Origin of the sequence: Methylobacterium sp. GXF4, assembly GCF_000272495.1 — a bacterium.
GTDB classification, from domain to species: Bacteria; Pseudomonadota; Alphaproteobacteria; order Rhizobiales; family Beijerinckiaceae; genus Methylobacterium; species Methylobacterium brachiatum.
Genome location: NZ_AKFK01000060.1, coordinates 18,963 through 36,600 on the forward strand (window position 1 = coordinate 18,963; position 17,638 = coordinate 36,600).

18 protein-coding genes are annotated in these 17,638 nt (G+C 70.2%); 11 read left to right on the plus strand and 7 right to left on the minus strand.

Features of this window, described 5'->3' with window-relative positions; translation table 11 throughout:
- Positions 1-135 precede the first annotated feature (135 nt).
- Complete coding sequence (locus tag WYO_RS14215; protein ID WP_007563545.1) at positions 136-639, plus strand: MucR family transcriptional regulator; 504 nt, start codon at positions 136-138, stop codon at positions 637-639.
- Between the two features lie 133 nt (positions 640-772).
- Here WYO_RS14215 and WYO_RS14220 read toward each other — a convergent pair whose 3' ends face one another.
- Positions 773-958 (minus strand): hypothetical protein, encoded by a 186-nt coding sequence (locus WYO_RS14220; RefSeq protein ID WP_007563546.1) that lies wholly within the window; start codon positions 956-958, stop codon positions 773-775.
- Positions 959-1,202: 244 nt separating this feature from the next.
- Here WYO_RS14220 and WYO_RS14225 point away from each other — a divergent pair, with 244 nt between their 5' ends.
- The 3 genes from WYO_RS14225 (at position 1,203) to WYO_RS14235 (ending at position 3,349) form a co-directional block, all read left to right on the plus strand.
- Entirely contained in the window at positions 1,203-1,664 is a 462-nt protein-coding gene (locus WYO_RS14225) for a GNAT family N-acetyltransferase (RefSeq protein WP_007563548.1), read from the plus strand.
- Between the two features lie 71 nt (positions 1,665-1,735).
- Complete coding sequence (locus WYO_RS14230; protein WP_007563550.1) at positions 1,736-2,089, plus strand: hypothetical protein; 354 nt, start codon at positions 1,736-1,738, stop codon at positions 2,087-2,089.
- Between the two features lie 129 nt (positions 2,090-2,218).
- Positions 2,219-3,349 carry a hypothetical protein gene (locus tag WYO_RS14235; RefSeq protein ID WP_039902960.1) on the plus strand — a complete coding sequence of 377 codons (1,131 nt, stop codon included), beginning with the start codon at positions 2,219-2,221 and terminating at the stop codon, positions 3,347-3,349.
- A 133-nt stretch (positions 3,350-3,482) separates the two neighbouring features.
- On the opposite strand, the gene WYO_RS14240 is transcribed toward WYO_RS14235, so the two are convergent.
- On the minus strand, positions 3,483-3,791 hold the full coding sequence (locus WYO_RS14240) for a hypothetical protein (RefSeq protein WP_007563554.1): 309 nt from the start codon (positions 3,789-3,791) through the stop codon (positions 3,483-3,485).
- Positions 3,792-4,064: 273 nt separating this feature from the next.
- On the opposite strand from WYO_RS14240, the gene WYO_RS14245 reads away from it, so the two are divergent.
- Both WYO_RS14245 and WYO_RS14250 read left to right on the plus strand, forming a co-directional pair.
- A complete protein-coding gene (locus WYO_RS14245; RefSeq protein WP_007563556.1) occupies positions 4,065-5,939 on the plus strand; it encodes a PAS domain-containing sensor histidine kinase in 1,875 nt (624 codons plus the stop codon).
- 27 nt (positions 5,940-5,966) lie between these two features.
- Positions 5,967-6,680, plus strand: coding sequence for a peptidoglycan-binding protein (locus tag WYO_RS14250; RefSeq protein WP_007563558.1), 714 nt, complete (start codon positions 5,967-5,969; stop codon positions 6,678-6,680).
- Positions 6,681-6,766: 86 nt separating this feature from the next.
- Here the strand turns inward: WYO_RS14250 and WYO_RS14255 are convergent, their stop codons facing one another.
- On the minus strand, positions 6,767-7,024 hold the full coding sequence (locus WYO_RS14255) for a hypothetical protein (RefSeq protein WP_085985795.1): 258 nt from the start codon (positions 7,022-7,024) through the stop codon (positions 6,767-6,769).
- Between the two features lie 298 nt (positions 7,025-7,322).
- Here WYO_RS14255 and WYO_RS14260 point away from each other — a divergent pair, with 298 nt between their 5' ends.
- Positions 7,323-7,661 carry a DUF1491 family protein gene (locus WYO_RS14260; RefSeq protein WP_007563561.1) on the plus strand — a complete coding sequence of 113 codons (339 nt, stop codon included), beginning with the start codon at positions 7,323-7,325 and terminating at the stop codon, positions 7,659-7,661.
- Positions 7,662-7,932: 271 nt separating this feature from the next.
- On the plus strand, positions 7,933-9,603 hold the full coding sequence (locus WYO_RS14265; protein WP_039902961.1) for a methyl-accepting chemotaxis protein: 1,671 nt from the start codon (positions 7,933-7,935) through the stop codon (positions 9,601-9,603).
- A 121-nt stretch (positions 9,604-9,724) separates the two neighbouring features.
- Here WYO_RS14265 and dgcA read toward each other — a convergent pair whose 3' ends face one another.
- Positions 9,725-10,708, minus strand: coding sequence for an N-acetyl-D-Glu racemase DgcA (dgcA, locus tag WYO_RS14270; protein ID WP_007563565.1), 984 nt, complete (start codon positions 10,706-10,708; stop codon positions 9,725-9,727).
- Position 10,709: 1 nt separating this feature from the next.
- The gene (gene dgcN, locus WYO_RS14275) at positions 10,710-11,723 is read right to left on the minus strand and encodes an N-acetyltransferase DgcN (RefSeq protein ID WP_007563567.1); all 1,014 of its coding nucleotides are present in this window, start codon (positions 11,721-11,723) and stop codon (positions 10,710-10,712) included.
- A 280-nt stretch (positions 11,724-12,003) separates the two neighbouring features.
- Between dgcN and WYO_RS14280 the strand changes: the two genes are divergently transcribed.
- Complete coding sequence (locus WYO_RS14280) at positions 12,004-12,573, plus strand: PAS domain-containing protein (protein WP_007563570.1); 570 nt, start codon at positions 12,004-12,006, stop codon at positions 12,571-12,573.
- 43 nt (positions 12,574-12,616) lie between these two features.
- On the opposite strand, the gene WYO_RS14285 is transcribed toward WYO_RS14280, so the two are convergent.
- Together WYO_RS14285 and WYO_RS14290 are read right to left on the minus strand one after the other, a co-directional pair.
- Positions 12,617-13,168, minus strand: coding sequence for an N-acetyltransferase (locus WYO_RS14285; protein WP_007563572.1), 552 nt, complete (start codon positions 13,166-13,168; stop codon positions 12,617-12,619).
- Between the two features lie 131 nt (positions 13,169-13,299).
- A complete protein-coding gene (locus tag WYO_RS14290) occupies positions 13,300-14,466 on the minus strand; it encodes a type III PLP-dependent enzyme (protein ID WP_007563574.1) in 1,167 nt (388 codons plus the stop codon).
- A gap of 834 nt (positions 14,467-15,300) precedes the next feature.
- Between WYO_RS14290 and WYO_RS14295 the strand changes: the two genes are divergently transcribed.
- Both WYO_RS14295 and WYO_RS14300 read left to right on the plus strand, forming a co-directional pair.
- Positions 15,301-15,801, plus strand: a complete 501-nt coding sequence (locus WYO_RS14295; protein WP_039902965.1) for an N-acetyltransferase — start codon at positions 15,301-15,303, stop codon at positions 15,799-15,801.
- Positions 15,802-16,271: 470 nt separating this feature from the next.
- Positions 16,272-17,638, plus strand: a 1,367-nt coding sequence (locus WYO_RS14300) for a HAMP domain-containing protein (protein ID WP_007563578.1), incomplete at its 3' end; no start/stop codon positions are given.

Genomic DNA, 17,638 nt, shown 5'->3' on the forward strand with positions numbered 1-17,638 from the left:
TTCAGCTGCACCCGCGGCTTGAGTAATATGCGTGTTCACGACCGACGCATTGTGTAAGGAAACTCTCGACGACGACTTGATTTTGCTGCACAGACGATAGAACCGTGCACCACCGTCGGATAGAGGGAGTCATCGATGGACGACATCGCCACAGATCAGCAGCAGACCTTTATCGAGCAGGCATCGGACATCGTGTCCGCGTATGTCTCGAACAATTCCGTCCCGATCAGCGAATTGCCCGCGCTCCTGGCCGGCGTTCACGCGGCCCTGGCGAAGCTCTCCGCTCCGGCAGCCGCCGTCACCGAGACGGCTGACAAGCCGACGCCGGCGCAGATCCGCAAGTCGGTGACCCCGGATGCGCTGATCTCGTTCATCGACGGCAAGCCCTACAAGACGCTGAAGCGGCACCTGTCGCGCAACGGCCTGACCATCGAGCAGTATCGCGAGCGCTTCGGCCTGCCGCGGGACTATCCCTCGACCGCCGCCAGCTACTCGGCGCAGCGTTCCGAGCTCGCCCGCAGCCTCGGCCTCGGCCAGCAGCGCCGCAAGTCCGCGGCGCCGGTGCAGGAGCCCGATGAGGAGCCGGCCGAGAAGCCGAAGAAGGCGACCCGTGCGCGCAAGGCCAAGGAAACGGCCTGATCGAGCAAACGGTCTGATCTCGAGAGACCCGATCCAGGGACCTCGATCAGACCGATGATCCCGGGCGGCGGCGCGCATGCGTGCCGCCCGGATCGCATGAGCCTTGTCGCAAGCTTCGCGGCCTCGGCGTCGATCAGGCGAAATCCGCCAGATCGTCGGCCACGTCCCCCGCGGCCCTCTCCGTCTCGGCCTTTTCGGCCTCGCTCTTTTCGGCCGTGTCGGCTTCGGGCCGCCGGCCCGGCGACGGCGGCGGACCGCCCTCCCCCGGCGTATCGCCGTCCGGCCCGCCCGTGGTTTTGTCCGGCACTTGGCTCGCCATTCTGTGCTCTCCCGTCGTTCGTGCGGTTGTCGAGCAAAGACATCAGTCTTGCGCCCGTTCCGCACCCGCCGCCGCACGGGGGCCGGCTGAGGGGCTGACGCGGCCTTCCCCGCGTCCTTAGTAAGCAGAGCCCGACAACCCGGCGCAGCGCGCAATCCCGGGACGAAGCGCCGCTCAGGCCGGCTTCGCGACGCGCGCGACGATTGCGTAGGATGAACGCAGACCACGGCCACGGGAGCAGGGATTGGGCAATCGCTACGGGCTGGAGATTCGCGCAGCTGCGGGGCCCGACGCTGCGGGCCTCGCCGACCTGTTGGGCGAGGCGGGCATCGCGGTCGGCGCCGTCGATCTCGCCGCCAGGCTCGACGCTCTCCAGAGCAGCGGCGGCACGGCGCTTGTGGCGGTCGAATGGGGGCCGCCGAGCGGGCTGATCGCGCTCAGTCCCGTCCGCACGCTGGATGCCCCGAAGGCCTTGGGCCTCATCACGATCCTGGTCGTCGCGTCGGATTCCCGCCGCAAGGGCATCGGCCGGGTGCTGCTGAAGGCGGCCGCGCGGGCGGCGCGGCAGGCCGGGTGCGAGCGGCTGATCCTCAGCGTCGGCCCCGGCCAGGATGCGCTGCACGCCTTCTGTCTGGCGGCCGGCTTCACCGGCGACGGGCAGATCCTCACGCGCCCGTTGCTCAAGCGAGGCTCGACGGACCCTTGAGATCCGCGACACCATGGGCGCAGCCAGCGGGCCGTATCGGGCGTTGACCTCACGAGACTGGAGTTCGACCGATGCTGCGATCCGAGACCCCGCCGCCGCCCGGAAACCTGCCGGCCGATGCCCCGCCGGATTCCGAGAACCCGACCTCGGCCCAGCTCAAGGGCGACATCGACAGCGGCCGGACCGGCGACAAGATCCCTCATGTCGATGTCGGAGCCGCCCCGCTCGGAACCTGCGACGAGGCCGGAGGCACGCCGCCGACGCCGCAGCGGGTCCGGCTCGCGCGGCTGACCGAGCGCGCGCCCTCCGAGAAGGCGGCAGCGGGCGTCATGCAGCAGCGCACGCCCTGGATCACCCCGGCCTATGCCGGCGCCATCGTGGTGATCGCGGCCGTGCTGGCGATCGCTCTCTGGTTGACGCACTGACCCGGAGCCGGAGCCGGACAGTACCGGGATGGTGCAGGACGACACGGTGCCGATGCGGGCAGCTTAAAGGTCGATTCACGTCGATGCGGTTAGCGTGAGCTTACTGCAGTCTTGCGTAACCCGATCCTCATGCCCCCATCCGTCGACGCTCCGCCGGACCTGTCCGGGCTCCTCGAATTGTCGCGGATCGAGAATCTCGATCTGAAGCCGGTGATCCTCCGGGTGCAGACCGACCTGTTCGTCCGGTCGCCCGGCCGGGATCGGGCCCAGGTCGAGATCTTTGAATCCCTGGCCTGCGGCCTGATCCCCACGGTGGACGACGAGACTGCCGAGGTCGTCGCCCGCAAGCTGGCCCCCTTCCCCGAGACGCCCCCCTCGGTCCTGGAGGCCCTCGCCGTCCGGGGCGGCACCGTCCGCGACACGGTGGTGACGTTGGCCCCCGTGCTGAGCCACCGCCTGATCGAGGCCGCGCTGGCTGACGGCTCCGACATCGCCGCCCGCATCGCGGCCCGGGTCGGGCTGAGCCGCGAGGCGGTCGACGAACTCTCCCGCGAAGGCCGTCCGGAGATCGACCTCGCCCTGGCGGCCAATCTCGGCATCACACTCCGCGGGGCGGCGCTGGCCCGGCTCGTGAGCCGCGGCCGCAGCGTCGCCGAACTGGCGCGCCTCCTCCTCGCCCGCCCCGACGTCTCGGCCGCCGACCTCGTGCCGCTCTACCTCCATGCCGACCCGATCCGCCGCGAGGTGATCGGCCGGACCGTCGAGGCGACCGCCGCCCTGCGCCCCTGCCCGCCCCCGCCGCGCGGCCTCGGCGAGACGCTGACCGGCCTCTCTTCCAACCAGGACGTCCCGACCTTCATCGCGGCCCTGGCCGACGGCCTCGGCCTGGCGCACGATTTTCTTACCGTGGTCGCCGAACCCGGGGCGCGCTACGACCTGCTGACGCTCGGCCTGCGCGCCGCCGGCCTGCACGAGGAGGAGGCGGTCTACATCTTCCTCACGCTCAACCAGGGTGTGGCGCGATCCGCCGAGCGGGTGGCCGGGCTGGTGCGCCTGTTCCGAACCGTGAGCCGGCCGGCCTCGCGCGACCTGATCGCGGCGATCCTCGACACCCCCCTCGCCGAGCGCGGACGGAGCGAGGCCCACCAGCCGCTGCACGGCCCGGAGGCCAAGCTGCGTCAGGGCCCCGAGCGCGCCGGCGCGCAGCGCCCGCCCCTGCCGATGCGCGCCTTCCGGGCGACCGGCGGCGAGGCCGGCTGACGCACCAAGGTCAGGGATCCGAAAGGGTCCCTCCCTTTTGGGGATGAAGGGCGGAGCAATTCCTCATCAGGGCTCCGCCCTGAGAACCCGCCAAAGGGCGAGGCCCTTTGGGAACCCGTGGCTCTACGTCGGCTCAGCGGGGCTCCGCCGGGCCATGCCAAGCCGGTTGCCGGTCGGAGGCTTCCAGTGTGTCGTTCGATGCGGGCTCGTCCACGCCGGCGCGGCGGCTCAGCTCGGCCATCAGGCCCCGGGCCAGCACGGCGCGCACCGCCCGGCTCTCGGGGGGAACCGCCTCGAGGGCGGCCGGCAAGGCCGCCTTGGCGCCCGCGACCGCCGATCCGGTGAGCTTGCGCGTCTCCGCGGCCGGATCCGTGCCGTTACGCAGCATCGCCAGATACGAGAGCGCGCCGATCACCAGCGCGGCGCGCAACAGGAAGGTCATCGGACGGGCTCCTTCGCGGACATCGCGCGCTATCGAAACCCGAAAATGCGTCGGGTTTCGTGAACTCCGCCGCAACCCTCCCGGTTTTCGGCATCCATGGTGAACGAAGCCCGTTCCCGGGCGTCTGGTTACCTTGCGGAAAGCATCCCGAGCAATCGGACAAGTCCCGCAACACTCGTTTAAGCCGCCCCTGCGACTGTCCGGTAGTCGTTTTGAAGTCGAGCCGGAGGCGCGAGGAATGTCGATTGGCATTCACCGCGGCGCGTGTGAGCCTTGCCTGTTAAAAAAGCCCTGACTTCTCTGCTCGACGACCGCCTCGCGGGTCTGGTCCACGAATCCGTGGCGGACGATGCGAGCGTGCGGTTCCGGCATGAGCGTTTCCTGATGTCGCGCCTCGCCACCGGCATGGTGATGATGGCGGCGCTGCCGCCCTATCTCGTCTGGCGCGGCGTCCCGTCGGGCATCGAGGTGCTGGCGATCGCGAGCCTGCTGCTGCCGGTGCTAGCCGCCGTCCTGCTCGCCCGCACCGGCTCCCTCTGGGTGGCGCACGCGGTGTCGTCGGCGGGGCTCACCGGATTGGTGGTCTGCCTGGCAGGACTCACCGGCGGCGCCGCCTCCCCGGCCGCGGTCTGGCTGGTGGCGATTCCCCTGGAGGCCTTGGTCTCCGGCTCGATGCGCGCCACGGCGGCCGCCGCCGTCCTGGCCGTGCTCGGCGTGCTCGGTGTCGTCTCCCTCGGCTCCTGGGCCGGCACCGTGCCGATGATGGACATCTCGGCCAGCGTCGCCCTGCCGGTCTTCGCGATCACGGCAATCGGCCACGTCGCCGCCCAGGCCCTGGAGCACATGCGCAACGAGGGCACCTGGCGCGAGCGGCTGCGCGACAACGAGGCCCGCGACCGGCTGCTGCTCTCGGCGATCGACGACCTCGTGACCTGGCACGACCGCAACGGCCGGGTGCTCGAGGCCTCCGTCTCGGCGAGCCGCCTGGTCGGCAGCGACGCGGCGCGGCTGCGCGGCCACGGCCTGCTGGAGCGGGTCCATGTCGCCGACCGGCCGGCCTTCCTCAAGGCGGTGAGCGATGTCGCCGCGACCGGGCGGCCCGCCACCCTGCCGCTGCGCCTGCATGTCGAGCCGGCCGCCGGCCGTCCCGACGGCGCCCGCCTGATCCATGCCGAGATGCGCGCCCACCGGATCGAGCACGGCCCCCACGATGCGGCCATGACCGTCGTGGCCGTGACCCGCGACATGACCGAGCATCACCGCCACGCCGAGGAGCTGGAGCGCGCCCGCGCCGAGGCCGAGCGCGCCGACGCGATCAAGGGGCGGTTCCTGGCCAACGTCACCCACGAGCTGCGCACGCCGCTCAACGCGATCATCGGCTTCTCCGAGGTGCTGGCCGGCGAAGGCGCGGTCAGCCTCAGCCCGGATCAGGCGCGGGAATATGCCGGGATCATCGGCTCGTCCGGCCATCACCTGCTCGGCGTCGTCAACACACTGCTCGACATGAGCCGGATCCAGAGCGGCAATTTCGACTACGCGCCGGAGATCTTCGATGCCGCCGCACTGGTCCGGTCCTGCTGCGACCTGATGCGCCTCAAGGCCGAGGCGGCCGGGGTCACCCTGGTGGCCGCCGTGTCGGGACCGATCGAGATCACGGCCGATCCGAGCGCCTGCCGTCAGGTGCTGATCAACCTGATCTCGAACGCCGTGAAGTTCACCCCGCGGGGCGGCCGGGTCGACCTGTCCCTGCGCCCGGGTCCGGACGGGCTCGACATCGTCGTCGCCGATACCGGGGTCGGCATCGGCGAGGGCGACCTGCCCAAGCTCGGCACGCCGTTCTTCCAGGCCGGGAGCGGCGGCTACAAGCGCCAGCACGAGGGGACCGGCCTCGGCCTCTCGGTGGTCCAGGGCCTGGTCGGCCTGCATGGCGGCGCGCTGCAGATCGAGAGCGCGCCCCAGGCCGGCACCGTCGTGACCGTGACGCTGCCTCTGGTCTGCCGGGATCCGGCGGCCGCCGCCGGCCCCGCCCCGATCCGCACCGCCGTGCGGGGCGCCAGCCCCCCGCGCCGGTCGGTGGTGCGCCTGCCGCTCGGCCTGTTCGACGCCGAGCCGGCCGCCTCGGAGCCGACCCTGCGTCGGGCCGGCTGAGCCATCGATCCGCGAGAAGGAGACACGATGTCAGGCTACCGCGAGATCACCGTCCCGGGGGAGGCACGCTCCGCCCGCCGTCCGGCGCCGCGCCGGGCCGCCGCCGCCGCCCCAAGCGATTGGCGCGGCGTGCTGGTCGGTGCGTTGAAGGCCACGGGCGCCTCGTGCCGGAACAGCCCCGGCACGGTGCTGAGCAGCCTCGTCGCCGTGGGCGCGGCGGGCTTCATCTGCTTCAACGCGCTGGGGCACCAGTCCGGCCGCCATCCGGCGCCGATCCTGCCGAAGGTCGCCGCGCAGAAGGCCCCGCCCCCGCGCGAGGCGGCGGCACCCCCGAAGGAGGCGATCCGGGATGTCGCCAAGGAACCGACGCAGCCCGACCGGGCCGCCCCCGCCAAGCAGGCCGCCCGCGACCCGATCGCCGAGCTGATCCGCTCCGACGAGACCACCGCCTCGGTGACGCCCCGGGCCGTCCCGGCTCGGAGCACGGCCAAGCCGGTGCAGAAGGATGCGCCCAAGGAGGCTTCGAAACCGGCGAAGTCCGAGAAGGACGCGGATCCGGTGCTGCGGGCGCAGAAGGCGCTCTCGAAGCTCGGTTATCCGGTCAAGCCCGACGGCGCCATGGGGCCGGGCACGCGCGCTGCGATCGAGAAGTTCGAGCGCAGCGCCAAGCTGCCGGTGACCGGCGAGGCGTCGGGGCAGACGCTGCGCGCGCTGATGTCCCGCGCCGGCAGCCAGGGGTAGAGCGCCCGCCGCCGGGGCGAAGACCGATCCGGCGGCCGGCGCGTGGTGACAACGACGCCCGACGAGGCCCCGCCGGCGCGATGCGCTCAATATTGCGTGCCGGTGAAGCGGCAGATCGTCTTGCAGCGTGGGCCGCCATTGCCCTGCCACGACTTCGCGTGACCGATCGACCCGGTCATATCCTGCGTCGGATTTCCGCCCGGGCGATGGACCACGATGTTGCAGGCATCGCTCGGCGTCCGCTGGTAGCGGGGGCACGACCGCGACTCGCGATTGCCCAGCAGATCCATCAGCGTGTCCGCCCCGGCGCTGGCCGGCGCGCTCACGGTGAACACCGACGTCATGACCAGTGCAGCAATCCAAGCGAATCTCGGCATGCAGATGCTCCTTTCCGCGCCGCCTCCTGCAGTTTTGAGCGGCTTATGCTCAGTTAATCATCAGATTACAGAGTATATGTGCGGAAACACACATCGATAGATTTGGTTTTAATCCCGAACATCTCAGAAATTCTTTCGGGAATATTTCGCGCCCTCCATCGTATCGGCGAATACCGCAGCGACGAGGCGCTCCGAGCCGATCGTCCGGTTGCACCGGTCGGCGCTTTCGCGCATCCCGGGAGCGCTTCCGGGAGGCCCGACACGCATGCGCCTGCGCTCCGATTTCTGGGTCTCCGCCCATCTGCGCCGCCTCGGGGTCGATGGCATCCCGGCCGTGCTGCGCCGGCGCGGCTCTCCCGAGGCCGGGGCGATCTTCGTGAAGGTCGACCGCCTCGACGGCACCGCCGACCTCTACGGCCCCGCCCCCCAGGCCCTGTTCGAGGCCGAGGACAGCGGCGACCGCCGCTTCACCGCCCTGATCACGGGCGGCACGCCGCTCGACGTCGAGGAGCGGTTGACCAAGGAGATCCGGTTCGATTCCGACCTCTGGATCATCGAGATCGACGATCGGCAGGGGCGGCATTTCTTGGAGCTGGCTGAGTAAGCTTCCGTCTTCGAGACGATACCTTCTCGGCCGTTTTCATATCATCCGGACCGCAGCACATCGGTCTTTCCGGCGTATTCAAATATATATTTCCGATATTCGCCCGAGTAACGACCGGTTCATCCCCGCGCTTGTCTGACGAATATGCAAATAGCCAGGCTTCAGCGAATAGAATAGCCAGCTTACGCTTATTTCACTCGGAAACCCATGTTCCGAATTTAACTGTCAGTTTATGGAGTGTTTGTACGCCCAGCCTGACGGGGATCTGGTGATGGACATGAAGATATCGTTCGTTCTGAGAGGTCTGATCGGGCTGCTCGCGATAGGCTTCCTCGCGCAAGGCGTCATGAGTGTGCTGCAGCTGCGCGCCGTCAACGCCAATGCCCGAGATCTCTCGGACAACTGGATGCCCAGCGTGCAGGCACTGGGCGACCTGAAATATAGGATTACACGGCTCCGGCTCGCCGATGCCCGCTATGTGACCGCGCTCGAGCCCGTTTCCGAACTGGACTCGGTATCCGCGCGCCGCCTCAAGGAGGTCGAAACCGTCGCCACGCGCTACGAGCCGCTCATCGCAAGCGCGGATGAACGGGCCGCGTGGCAGGTCTATCAACAGAACTGGACCGCGTATCTCGGCTTTCGTGCGAAGATCATGGCCGCCGCCCAAGCGAAAGACCAGGGCATCTTGAACACGCTCTTCCAGACGTCGCGTAAGACCTTCGACGAAGTGATCCAATCCCTCGACCGCAGCACGGCCTTGAATGTCTCGGGGGGCGATGACGCCAAGGCCAAGGCCGAAGCGTCCTACGAGCATGCCCTCTGGATGATCGGCCTGCTCTGCTGCACATCCTTTGCCTTTGGGCTCGCCGGCATCGTCTATGTGCTCGTCGGCGTGACGCGCCCGATCAACCGCCTGATCCTGCGCATGCGGAATTTGGCGTCCGGCGATGTCGAGGCCTCGGTGCCCTACACGGACCGCACCAATGAGATCGGCTCCATTGCCGCCGCCGTTGAGGCGTCTCGGGAGAACCTGGTGCGGACGCGGCAACTGGAAGAGGAAACGGTGCTGGCCCGGGCTTCCGCCGAGGAGCAGCGCAAGGCCGGAATGCGCCAGATGGCCGATGCTTTCGAGGACGCGGTTGGCGGTATCGTCGGCATGGTCTCCTCGGCCGCCACGGAGCTTCAGACGACCGCACAGACCATGACGGTCACGGCGGGGGAAACCGCCAACCAGTCCGGCTCGGTCGCCGCGGCGGCCGAACAAGCCGCCGCCAACGTCAACACGGTCGCTGCGGCGGCCGAGGAACTCGGATCGTCCGTGCAGGAGATCGGGCGCCAGGTTTCGGGCTCGTCCGATCTGGCCCAGACGGCGGTGGGCGAGGCCGACCAGACCATGCAGCTCGTCCAGGCCCTCAGCCAAGCCTCCTCCCGGATCGGCGACATGGTCGGGCTGATCTCCAACATCGCGAGCCAGACCAACCTTCTCGCGCTCAACGCCACCATCGAGGCGGCGCGCGCCGGCGAGGCCGGCCGGGGCTTCGCGGTGGTCGCCACCGAGGTCAAGGAACTGGCCACGCAGACGGCACGGGCGACGGAGGAGATCAGCGGCCAGATCAGCCAGATCCAGGGCGTGGCCGGCCAAGCGGTGGCGGCGATCGGCTCGATCACCACCCGCATCCGCGAGATCAACGGCGTGGCAACCTCGATCGCCGCCGCCGTCGAACAGCAGGGTGCCGCCACGCAGGAAATCGTCCGCAACGTCGCTCAGGCGTCCGCCGGCACCAGCGAGGTGACGAGCAACATCACGGGCGTCGCGCGCGCCTCGGAGGCGACGGGATCGGCGGCCAATCAGGTGCTGTCGGCGGCCTCCGAGCTGTCACGCCAATCCGAGCACCTGAACGGCGAGGTCCTCCGGTTCCTCTCCACCGTCCGGGCGGCCTGAACCGGGACGGTTACGGCTTCGAGGCGGGCCGCCTTCATGGGCCCGCCGCAAAGCCCGGGATGGACGAGAACCGATCCAACGCCGCTTCGGGTGACCGACCATTGGAGGCTGGCGCGCGCCTCTACCCCCACAGATCCGCCTCCGGCGGGTGCACGATGCTGCCGTCGTAGCGCAGCGGCGGGTCGCGGTCGCGGGCGAGGAGCAGCGGGCCGTCGAGGTCGACGAAGTCGGCCTGGGACGCCAGCAGCGTGGCGGGCGCCATGCCGAGCGAGGTGCCGAGCATGCAGCCGACCATGACGGAGAGGCCCCGGGCCCGGGCCTCGCGGGCGAGCAGGATGGCCTCGGTGAGGCCGCCGGTCTTGTCGAGCTTGATGTTGATCGCGTCGTAGCGGCCGGCCAGCGCGTCGAGGCCGGCGCGGTCGTGCAGGCTCTCGTCGGCGCAGACCGGGACCGGGTGCGGGATCTCGGCGAGCAGGGCGTCGGCATCGGCCGGCAGGGGCTGCTCGATCAGGGCGACGCCGGCCTCCAGGCAGGCCGCGAGGTTGGCCTCGACGGTCTCGGGCCGCCACGCCTCGTTGGCGTCGACGATCAGCCGCGCTTGTGGCGCGCCCGCCCGCACGGCGGCGATGCGCTCGGGGTCGCCGGCCCCGCCGAGCTTGACCTTGAGCAGCGGACGGTGGGAGGCCGCCCGGGCGGCCTCGCCCATGCTCTCGGGGGTGCCGAGGCTCAGCGTGTAGGCGGTCACCGCCGGGGCGGGGGCGGCCAGCCCGGCGATCTCCCAGGCCCGGCGGCCCTGGAGCTTGGCCTCCAGGTCGAACAGGGCGCTGTCGAGGGCGTTGCGGGCGGCGCCCGCCTTCATCCGCGTCGCGAGTTCGTCCCGCCCGATCCCGGCGCCGATCGCATCCGCCTGTCCCTCGATCAGGGCGACGACGCTCTCGACGCTCTCGCCGTAGCGCGGATACGGCACGCATTCGCCGCGCCCGACCCCGTTCGCGTCCGTGAGGGTCGCCACCACCACGGCGATCTCGGTGCGGCTGCCGCGGGAGATCGTGAAGGCGCCGGCGATCGGGAAGCGCTCGACGGACAGGGTCAGGCGGCGGGCCATGTCAGACCTCCGGGAAATCGGCGACGATCCGGTCGACCAGCCCGGCGACGCCGAAGCGCACCGGATCGGTGGCGGGCAGGCTGTGCTCCGCGGCGAGCTTGTCGAGCAGCGCCTTCGCCTCGCTCTCGCCGAGCGCCTGCGTGTTCACGGAGATCCCCACCGGCTTGATCGCCGGGTTGGTCAGGCTGCCGAGCTGCACGGTGAGGTCGATCACCTGCTGGAGGGTCGGCAGCGGGTGCTTCACGCCGCGCATCGTGCTCCGGGTGGGCTCGTGGCAGACCACGAAGGCATCCGCCTGGGCGCCGTGCAGCAGACCGAGGCTGACGCCCGCGAAGGAGGGGTGGAACAGCGAGCCCTGGCCCTCGATCAGGTCCCAGTGATTCGGGGCGGCCTCGGGGGAGATCGTCTCGACGGCGCCGGAGATGAAGTCGGCTACCACGGCGTCGATGGCGACGCCCCGGCCGGAGATGAACACGCCGGTCTGGCCGGTGGCGCAGAAATCCGCGTCGAGGCCGCGCTCGCGCATGCCGCGCTCCAGGGCCAGCACGGTGTACTTCTTGCCGACCGAGCAATCGGTGCCGACGGTGAGCAGGCGCCGGCCCGCGCGCTTGGTGCCCTTGCCGGTGGGGAAGCGCTCGTCGGTGTGGCGCACGTCGTGGAGCTGCCGGCCGCGGCGCGCGGCGGCCTCGGCGATGGCCGGGACCGCACCGAGCTTGACGTGCAGGCCGCTCGCGACGTCGAGCCCGGCCTCGATTGCCGCCACGATCTCCTTGACCCAATGGTCCGGCAGCACCCCGCCGGCATTGACGACGCCGATCACCAGGGTCCGGCAGCCCTTGGCCAGGGCCTCGGGCAGGGTCATGTCGGGGATGCCGAGATCGGCGGCGCAGCCCGGGAGCCGCATCTGGCCGACGCACCAGTCCGGGCGCCAATCCTTGATGCCGTAGGCGGTCTTGGCCGCCAGCGTGTCGGGCACGTCGCCCAGGAACATCAGATAGGGCGTGGCGATCTGCATCGGTCGGGAAACCTTCTGGGGAAACCGGCGCCCCGTCTATGCGGGATCGCGGCTGCCCGGCGCAATGCACGATGGCGGCCAGGGCGGTGGACGCCGCCTCCGCCCGGCGCGTCGCCGGCCTACCCCGTCAGCCGCGGCGCCGGATTTATCCGCGCGTTTCGCACTTTCGACCGGCCGCGACCGGAACGGGCCGCCCGCGAGCACGATTGCCGTTGCACCCCGCGCTCCCGATTTGCGACTTGTGCCGATCGAGCCGCCATCCGCAACCGGAGGCCCTCCGATGATCTTCATGACCGACGCCGCGGGGGCCCTGACCTATGTCAGCCCCGAATGGCACGGCCTGACCGGACAGAATCAGCGCGACGCCGTGGGCCAGGGGTGGTTCGAGCGGCTGAACACCGAGGACGGCGCGGTCTTGCGGGCGGTCATCAAGGAGGCGGCGCAGGCCAAGGCGGAGTTCATCGTCCGGTTTCGCCTGTCCCGCGACGGCGGCGGCTCGATCTGGGCGGCGGCCGGCGCGGTGCCCTCCTACGGGCCGCCCGACCATACGTTTCTGGGTTTCCTCGGCTCGATTACCGAGCTCGTCCCCGGCAGCGAGGCGCTGTCCGCGCAGGGCGGCCTCGGCCGCTTCGTCCCGCCGCCGCCGCGCCCCTCGACGGCGCCGGCCTCCACCCTCGACCTGGTGGCCGACCACCTGCTGATGGCCCACGGCCTGATCGAGGTCGATGGCGGCAAGTCGGCGCTGGCGCCCCTGCGCGAGGCCCTGTTCCGGGTCGGCCAGGAGATCGCGCAGAAGATGACGGTGTCGCCGATCTCGTCGACGCTCGAGAACGGCGACACGCTTCACTGACGCCGGTCCCGGCGCTCACCGGGACCGATCGCGGCGGGCGCGATCAGGCGGCCCGTCGTCGCGCCACCGCGGCCTCGTCCGCCACCGTCTCGGCCGGCGCGACGCGGCCGGTGGCCCGGACCATGCCCTCGGCGCCGGCGAGCGCGCCCGGGCGCAGTTCCAGGCCGAGGAAGCGCGCCCGCTCGAACGGGCCCGGCAGGGTCAGGCCCTCCGCCAGCGCGGGGGCGAAGCCGAAGCGGGTGTAGTACGGCGCATCGCCCACGAGCAGCACGCCGCCGTGGCCGAGCGATTCCGCCCGGCCGAGGGCGGCCTGCATCATCACCGAGCCGAGGCCCTGGCCCTGGATTTCCGGATCGACCGCGAGCGGCCCGAGCAGCAGCGCCGGGCGGGCTAGGCCGGCCTCGACGTGCCACAGGCGCAGGGTGCCGACGAGGCGGCCGCGCCGGGTCGCCGCGAAGGCGAGGCCGCGGGCGGGCAGCCGTCCCTCGCGCAGGCGCTCCGAGGTCCGAGCGCGTCGGTTGCCGGCAAAACAGGCGTCGAGCAGGCGCTCGCGCGCCGGGACGTCATGGATGCGCTCCGCGCGGATCTCGATCATGACTGTGCCCTCCCCGGGCCGACAAGCGGGAGAAGCAGACGTTTGCCGGAGGGCCGAACGCCCTTCGCCAAGGTGGAGGCTGGAGATCGACGTCCGGCGGCTCGGGGCCGCCGGACATGTCCTACGCAGATTCAGATGACGATCTGCTGAAGGGGCGGGAAGCCGTTGAAGGCCACCGCCGCGTAGGTCGTGGTGTAGGCGCCCGTGCCCTCGATCAGGACCTTGTCGCCGATCGAGAGCGAGACCGGCAGCGGGTAGAGCTGCCGCTCGTAGAGCACGTCCACCGAGTCGCAGGTCGGCCCGGCGATGACGCAGGGCTCGGTCCGGTCCCCGTCCCGGGTGGTGCGGATCGGGTAGCGGATCGACTCGTCCATCGTCTCGGCCAGCCCGCCGAACTTGCCGATGTCGAGATAGACCCAGCGCACCTCGTCGGCGTCGGCGGACTTCTTCGAGACCAGCACGACCTCGGCCTCGATCAGGCCGGCATTGCCGACCATGCCGCGGCCCGGCTCGATGATCGTCTCCGGGATCTGGTTGCCGAAATGCTTGGTCAGGCCGCGGAAGATCGCCTCGCCGTAGCTCTCCACGCCCGGCACCGCCTTGAGGTACTTGGTCGGGAAGCCGCCGCCGAGATTAACCATCGACAGGAAGATGCCGCGCTCGGCGCATTCGCGGAAGATCGCCGCCGCGGAGCCCAGCGCGCCGTCCCAGGCCTCGGTGTTGCCCTGCTGCGAGCCGACATGGAACGAGATGCCGTAGGCCTCCAGCCCCTGGCGGTGGGCGTGCTCGAGCACGTCGGTCGCCATCTCGGGCACGCAGCCGAACTTGCGCGACAGCGGCCAGTCGGCGCCGGCGCCGTCGCACAGGATGCGGCAGAACACGCGCACGTCGGAGGCCGCGACCGCCGCGGCCTCGGCGGCCCGGGCGATCTTGTCGACCTCGGCCTGGCAATCCACCGCGAACAGGCGGATGCCGAGCTTGAGCGCGCGGCCGATGCAGCGCTCCTTCTTGATGGTGTTGCCGAAGGAGATCCGGTCCGGGGTGGCGCCGGCGGCCAGCGCCATCTCCATCTCGGCTACCGAGGCGGTGTCGAAGCAGGAGCCCATCTCGGCGAGCAGACGCAGCACCTCGGGGGCCGGGTTGGCCTTCACCGCGTAGAACACGCGGGTGTCCGGCAGGGAGCGCGCGAAGGCGGTGTAGTTGTCGCGCACGACGTCGAGGTCGAGGACCATCACGGGTCCCTCGTCCTGACCGAGGTCACGGCGCACGCGCAGGAAATCACGGATGCGATCGGTCATGGTCGTCTCCCGGCACGGGTTCGCGAGCGCCCGTCTCGCGGGCGCGCTGTCGATGTGACGACCCCACGGGTCGCCGGCGTCAGGGGGCGATGCGTCGCGCGGACCCACGCGCTTTGGAGACGCGTCGATCCAGGCGGGCGCAGAGCACCCGGAAGCTGCCGTGGATTGGAAGGGATGACCCCCACCGCACGCCGGGCAAAGAGAAACAAGCCTCTTCGGTGCCGGCCTTTGGAGGGCCGACGAGACCAAAAAAGCCCGTTCGTCGTTGCTTTAAGCTGCGTCCCCCGTGGAGAGCGGGGTTCGCCGGTTTCGCCTCCGGCTGCCGGTTGTTGTCGGGGTCCGGTGTTGCCACCTGGATGCCGGCCGTAGGGATCCACCCTTGCGACCATCGATCCTTTAAGACCCCTGGCGGCTGTCCGGCAGTTGACCGGATGCCCACCAACCGGCACGCGGCCACAGGCACGTGCGAAATTGGGCAGGGCGCATATACGGAGATCGACCCCTGACAACAAGGGGATTGCGGCCCGATCGACCCGTATTTCCCCGCCAAATCCGCACCGCGGCCCCGGCGTTGCAAAAACGGCGCAGTCCGGGTGCCGCCGCCTGGCCGCGCGGGCTTCCCAAGCGGTCCGGAAGCGGGCATCTGACCGCCGGAGCGATGTCCTCAGACGAGCGTATGATGGCCGGGCCGAACAGATCGAGAGCGGTGCCCGATCGCCTCGCCATCGCGCCCGGCTCCGGCGCCTCGCCCTTCCCTATCGGCCTGGACCGTTCCGGCTTCGGCGCCGGCGCGACGGCCCGGGCGTGAGCGCCCCCGTGAATGCCGCCGCCGGCATGCCGGTGCCCGCGCCCCGCGGTGACGCGCTCCCGGAACCGCTGATCCGCACCGCCGATCTCGCCGATCTCGACGCCCTGGTCGCCCTGGAGCACGCCGCCTTCGCCACCGACCGGGCGGAGCGCCGGGCGATCCGTCACGCGATCCGGTCGCCCAGCATGGATGTGCTGGCGGCACTGATCCCGGGGCCGGACGGGGATCGGGAGCCGGTCCTGGTCGGCGCGGCGGTGCTGGAGCGCCGACGCGGCAGCCGGATCGCCCGCCTCGCCTCGATCGCGGTGGCGCCCAATCGCGGCGGCCTCGGGCTCGGCGGGAAACTCCTCGACGCCGCGGAGGCCGAGGCCCGCGCCCATGGCTGCGACCGCCTGCGCCTCGAGGTCCGCGCCGACAACGGCGCCGGCATCCGCCTCTACGAGCGTCGCGGCTACACCCGATTCGCCGTGCAGCCCGCCTATTATGAGGACGGGATGGAGGCCTGGCGCTACGAGCGCGGGCTGTAGGGATCACGCGCCGGGCCGCCCCATCGCGGCCATCGGCTCCTGCGGCTGCACTGATCCGGCGTATCGCGCGAGACCCAGCCCTGACGCATGCTCGGCGAACGGGACCGGCACCCGGACACGGGTCGCCGATTGTTATGGTGCGCAGATCAGTCGCGACACCGGAAACCGAACCGATATTATATCTCTCTTGTTTGAATCAGGCACATCCTGTTGGATATTTATGGAATAATGGCGCTTGAGCAGCGCATATGTCAGTACAGATCATTGAACAAATTTCGCATCTCCGCTTTACGATCTTGAGATTTCAACATATTATCTATCCCAAGCGACAGCCTGTCCTTCCGGGGATTGAATTTTAAACATCAATTTTACGAGTGAGCAAAAATTTTGTCGATCACTCAGTTTGAAATATTAAAAACGGCGGCACGCATATCCCGTCCCGTTTTATATTCAGAGTTCAGAGACTGAAGATGCCGCGCCTAACCGGTTTCTCGATCCGCACGACGATCTGTCTCGTCCTGTCGGCGATGGGGCTGATCATCCTGAGCTACGCCACGAGTACGCTGATCGAGGTGCGCAGGCAGGCGGTGCAATCGGCCCAGGTCGCGACCCTCGCCCAGGTGAGCCGGGCGTCGCTCAACGGCCTGCTGGCCACGCGCCTGGCACGGGGCGTCGCCTTGCAGGGCATGTCCGGCGACAGTCCCGCGGACGGGCCGACCCTGGACACGCTCGACACGAACGATCGGCTTGTCCGTGACGCCACGACGGAGATCGTGACCCGCCTGCGGGATCAGGATCTGCCGGCGGTCGGGGCGACGCTCGGGCGGCTTCAGGCCGCGCAGGACGCGGTGACGACCCTCCGGCCCCGCCTCGGCAAGGGCATCCGGCTGGCCAAGACGGAGCGCGAGGCCGGTCTGACGGAGGAGACGAAGCGGATCTGGCAGGAGATGCTGGATGCGCTTTCCGCCACGGCCGATGCCGTGGACGCCGCGATTCCCCTGTCGGATCCGGTCCTGCGCCGCAACCTCGAGATCAAGCGCGCGGCCTGGGCGATGCGCATGGCGAGCGGGGCCGTCGGGCTGCGCATCCAGTCGACGCTGGCGGCGGGGCGGTCCTGGCCCCTGGCCGAATCCATGGTGGCATCCGCGGAGCTCGGCCGGATGGAAGCGGCCTGGGCGCGCCTGAGCGAAGCGGCCCCCGGGGCCTCGGATACGGTCCGCGCGGCGATCTGGAGGGCCGGGGCCAGCAATTTCGAGGGGACCGGCCTGGCCCGCCGGACGAGCCTGTACGACGCGTTCAGCCAGCAGAAGCCGCCGGGCATCACGCTTCTGGAATCGCGGACCCGCAACACGGCCGATCAGCAGACGATCGTGGATGTCGGCACGGCCGCCCTCGACGAGATGATCGGGCGCGCCGACAACCTCGTGCACGCGGCGAACGCCGCGCTGGCGCGGAATGCCGTGGTCCTGCTGGCCGCCGTGCTGCTCGTCGGCCTGGGCCTGCTCGCGGTGTTCCGCGGCGTCCTGAGGCCGATCCGGCGGATCACGACCACGATGCAGGTGCTCGCTGACGGCGATACATCCGTGGAAGTGCCCTTCCGCGACCGTCGCAACGAGATCGGCGAAATGGCCGCGGCCGTCCAAGTGTTCAAGGACAATTTGATCCGCGCCCATGCGCTGGAAGAGGAGACCGCCCGGGCGCGGCTGGCCGCCGAGGAGCAGCGCAAGACCGGCCTGCGCCGGCTGGCGGAAAGCTTCCAGCAGGCGGTCGGCGGCATCATCGGTCAGGTGTCGTCCTCGGCGACCGAGTTGCAAACCACCGCCCAGGCGATGACCGC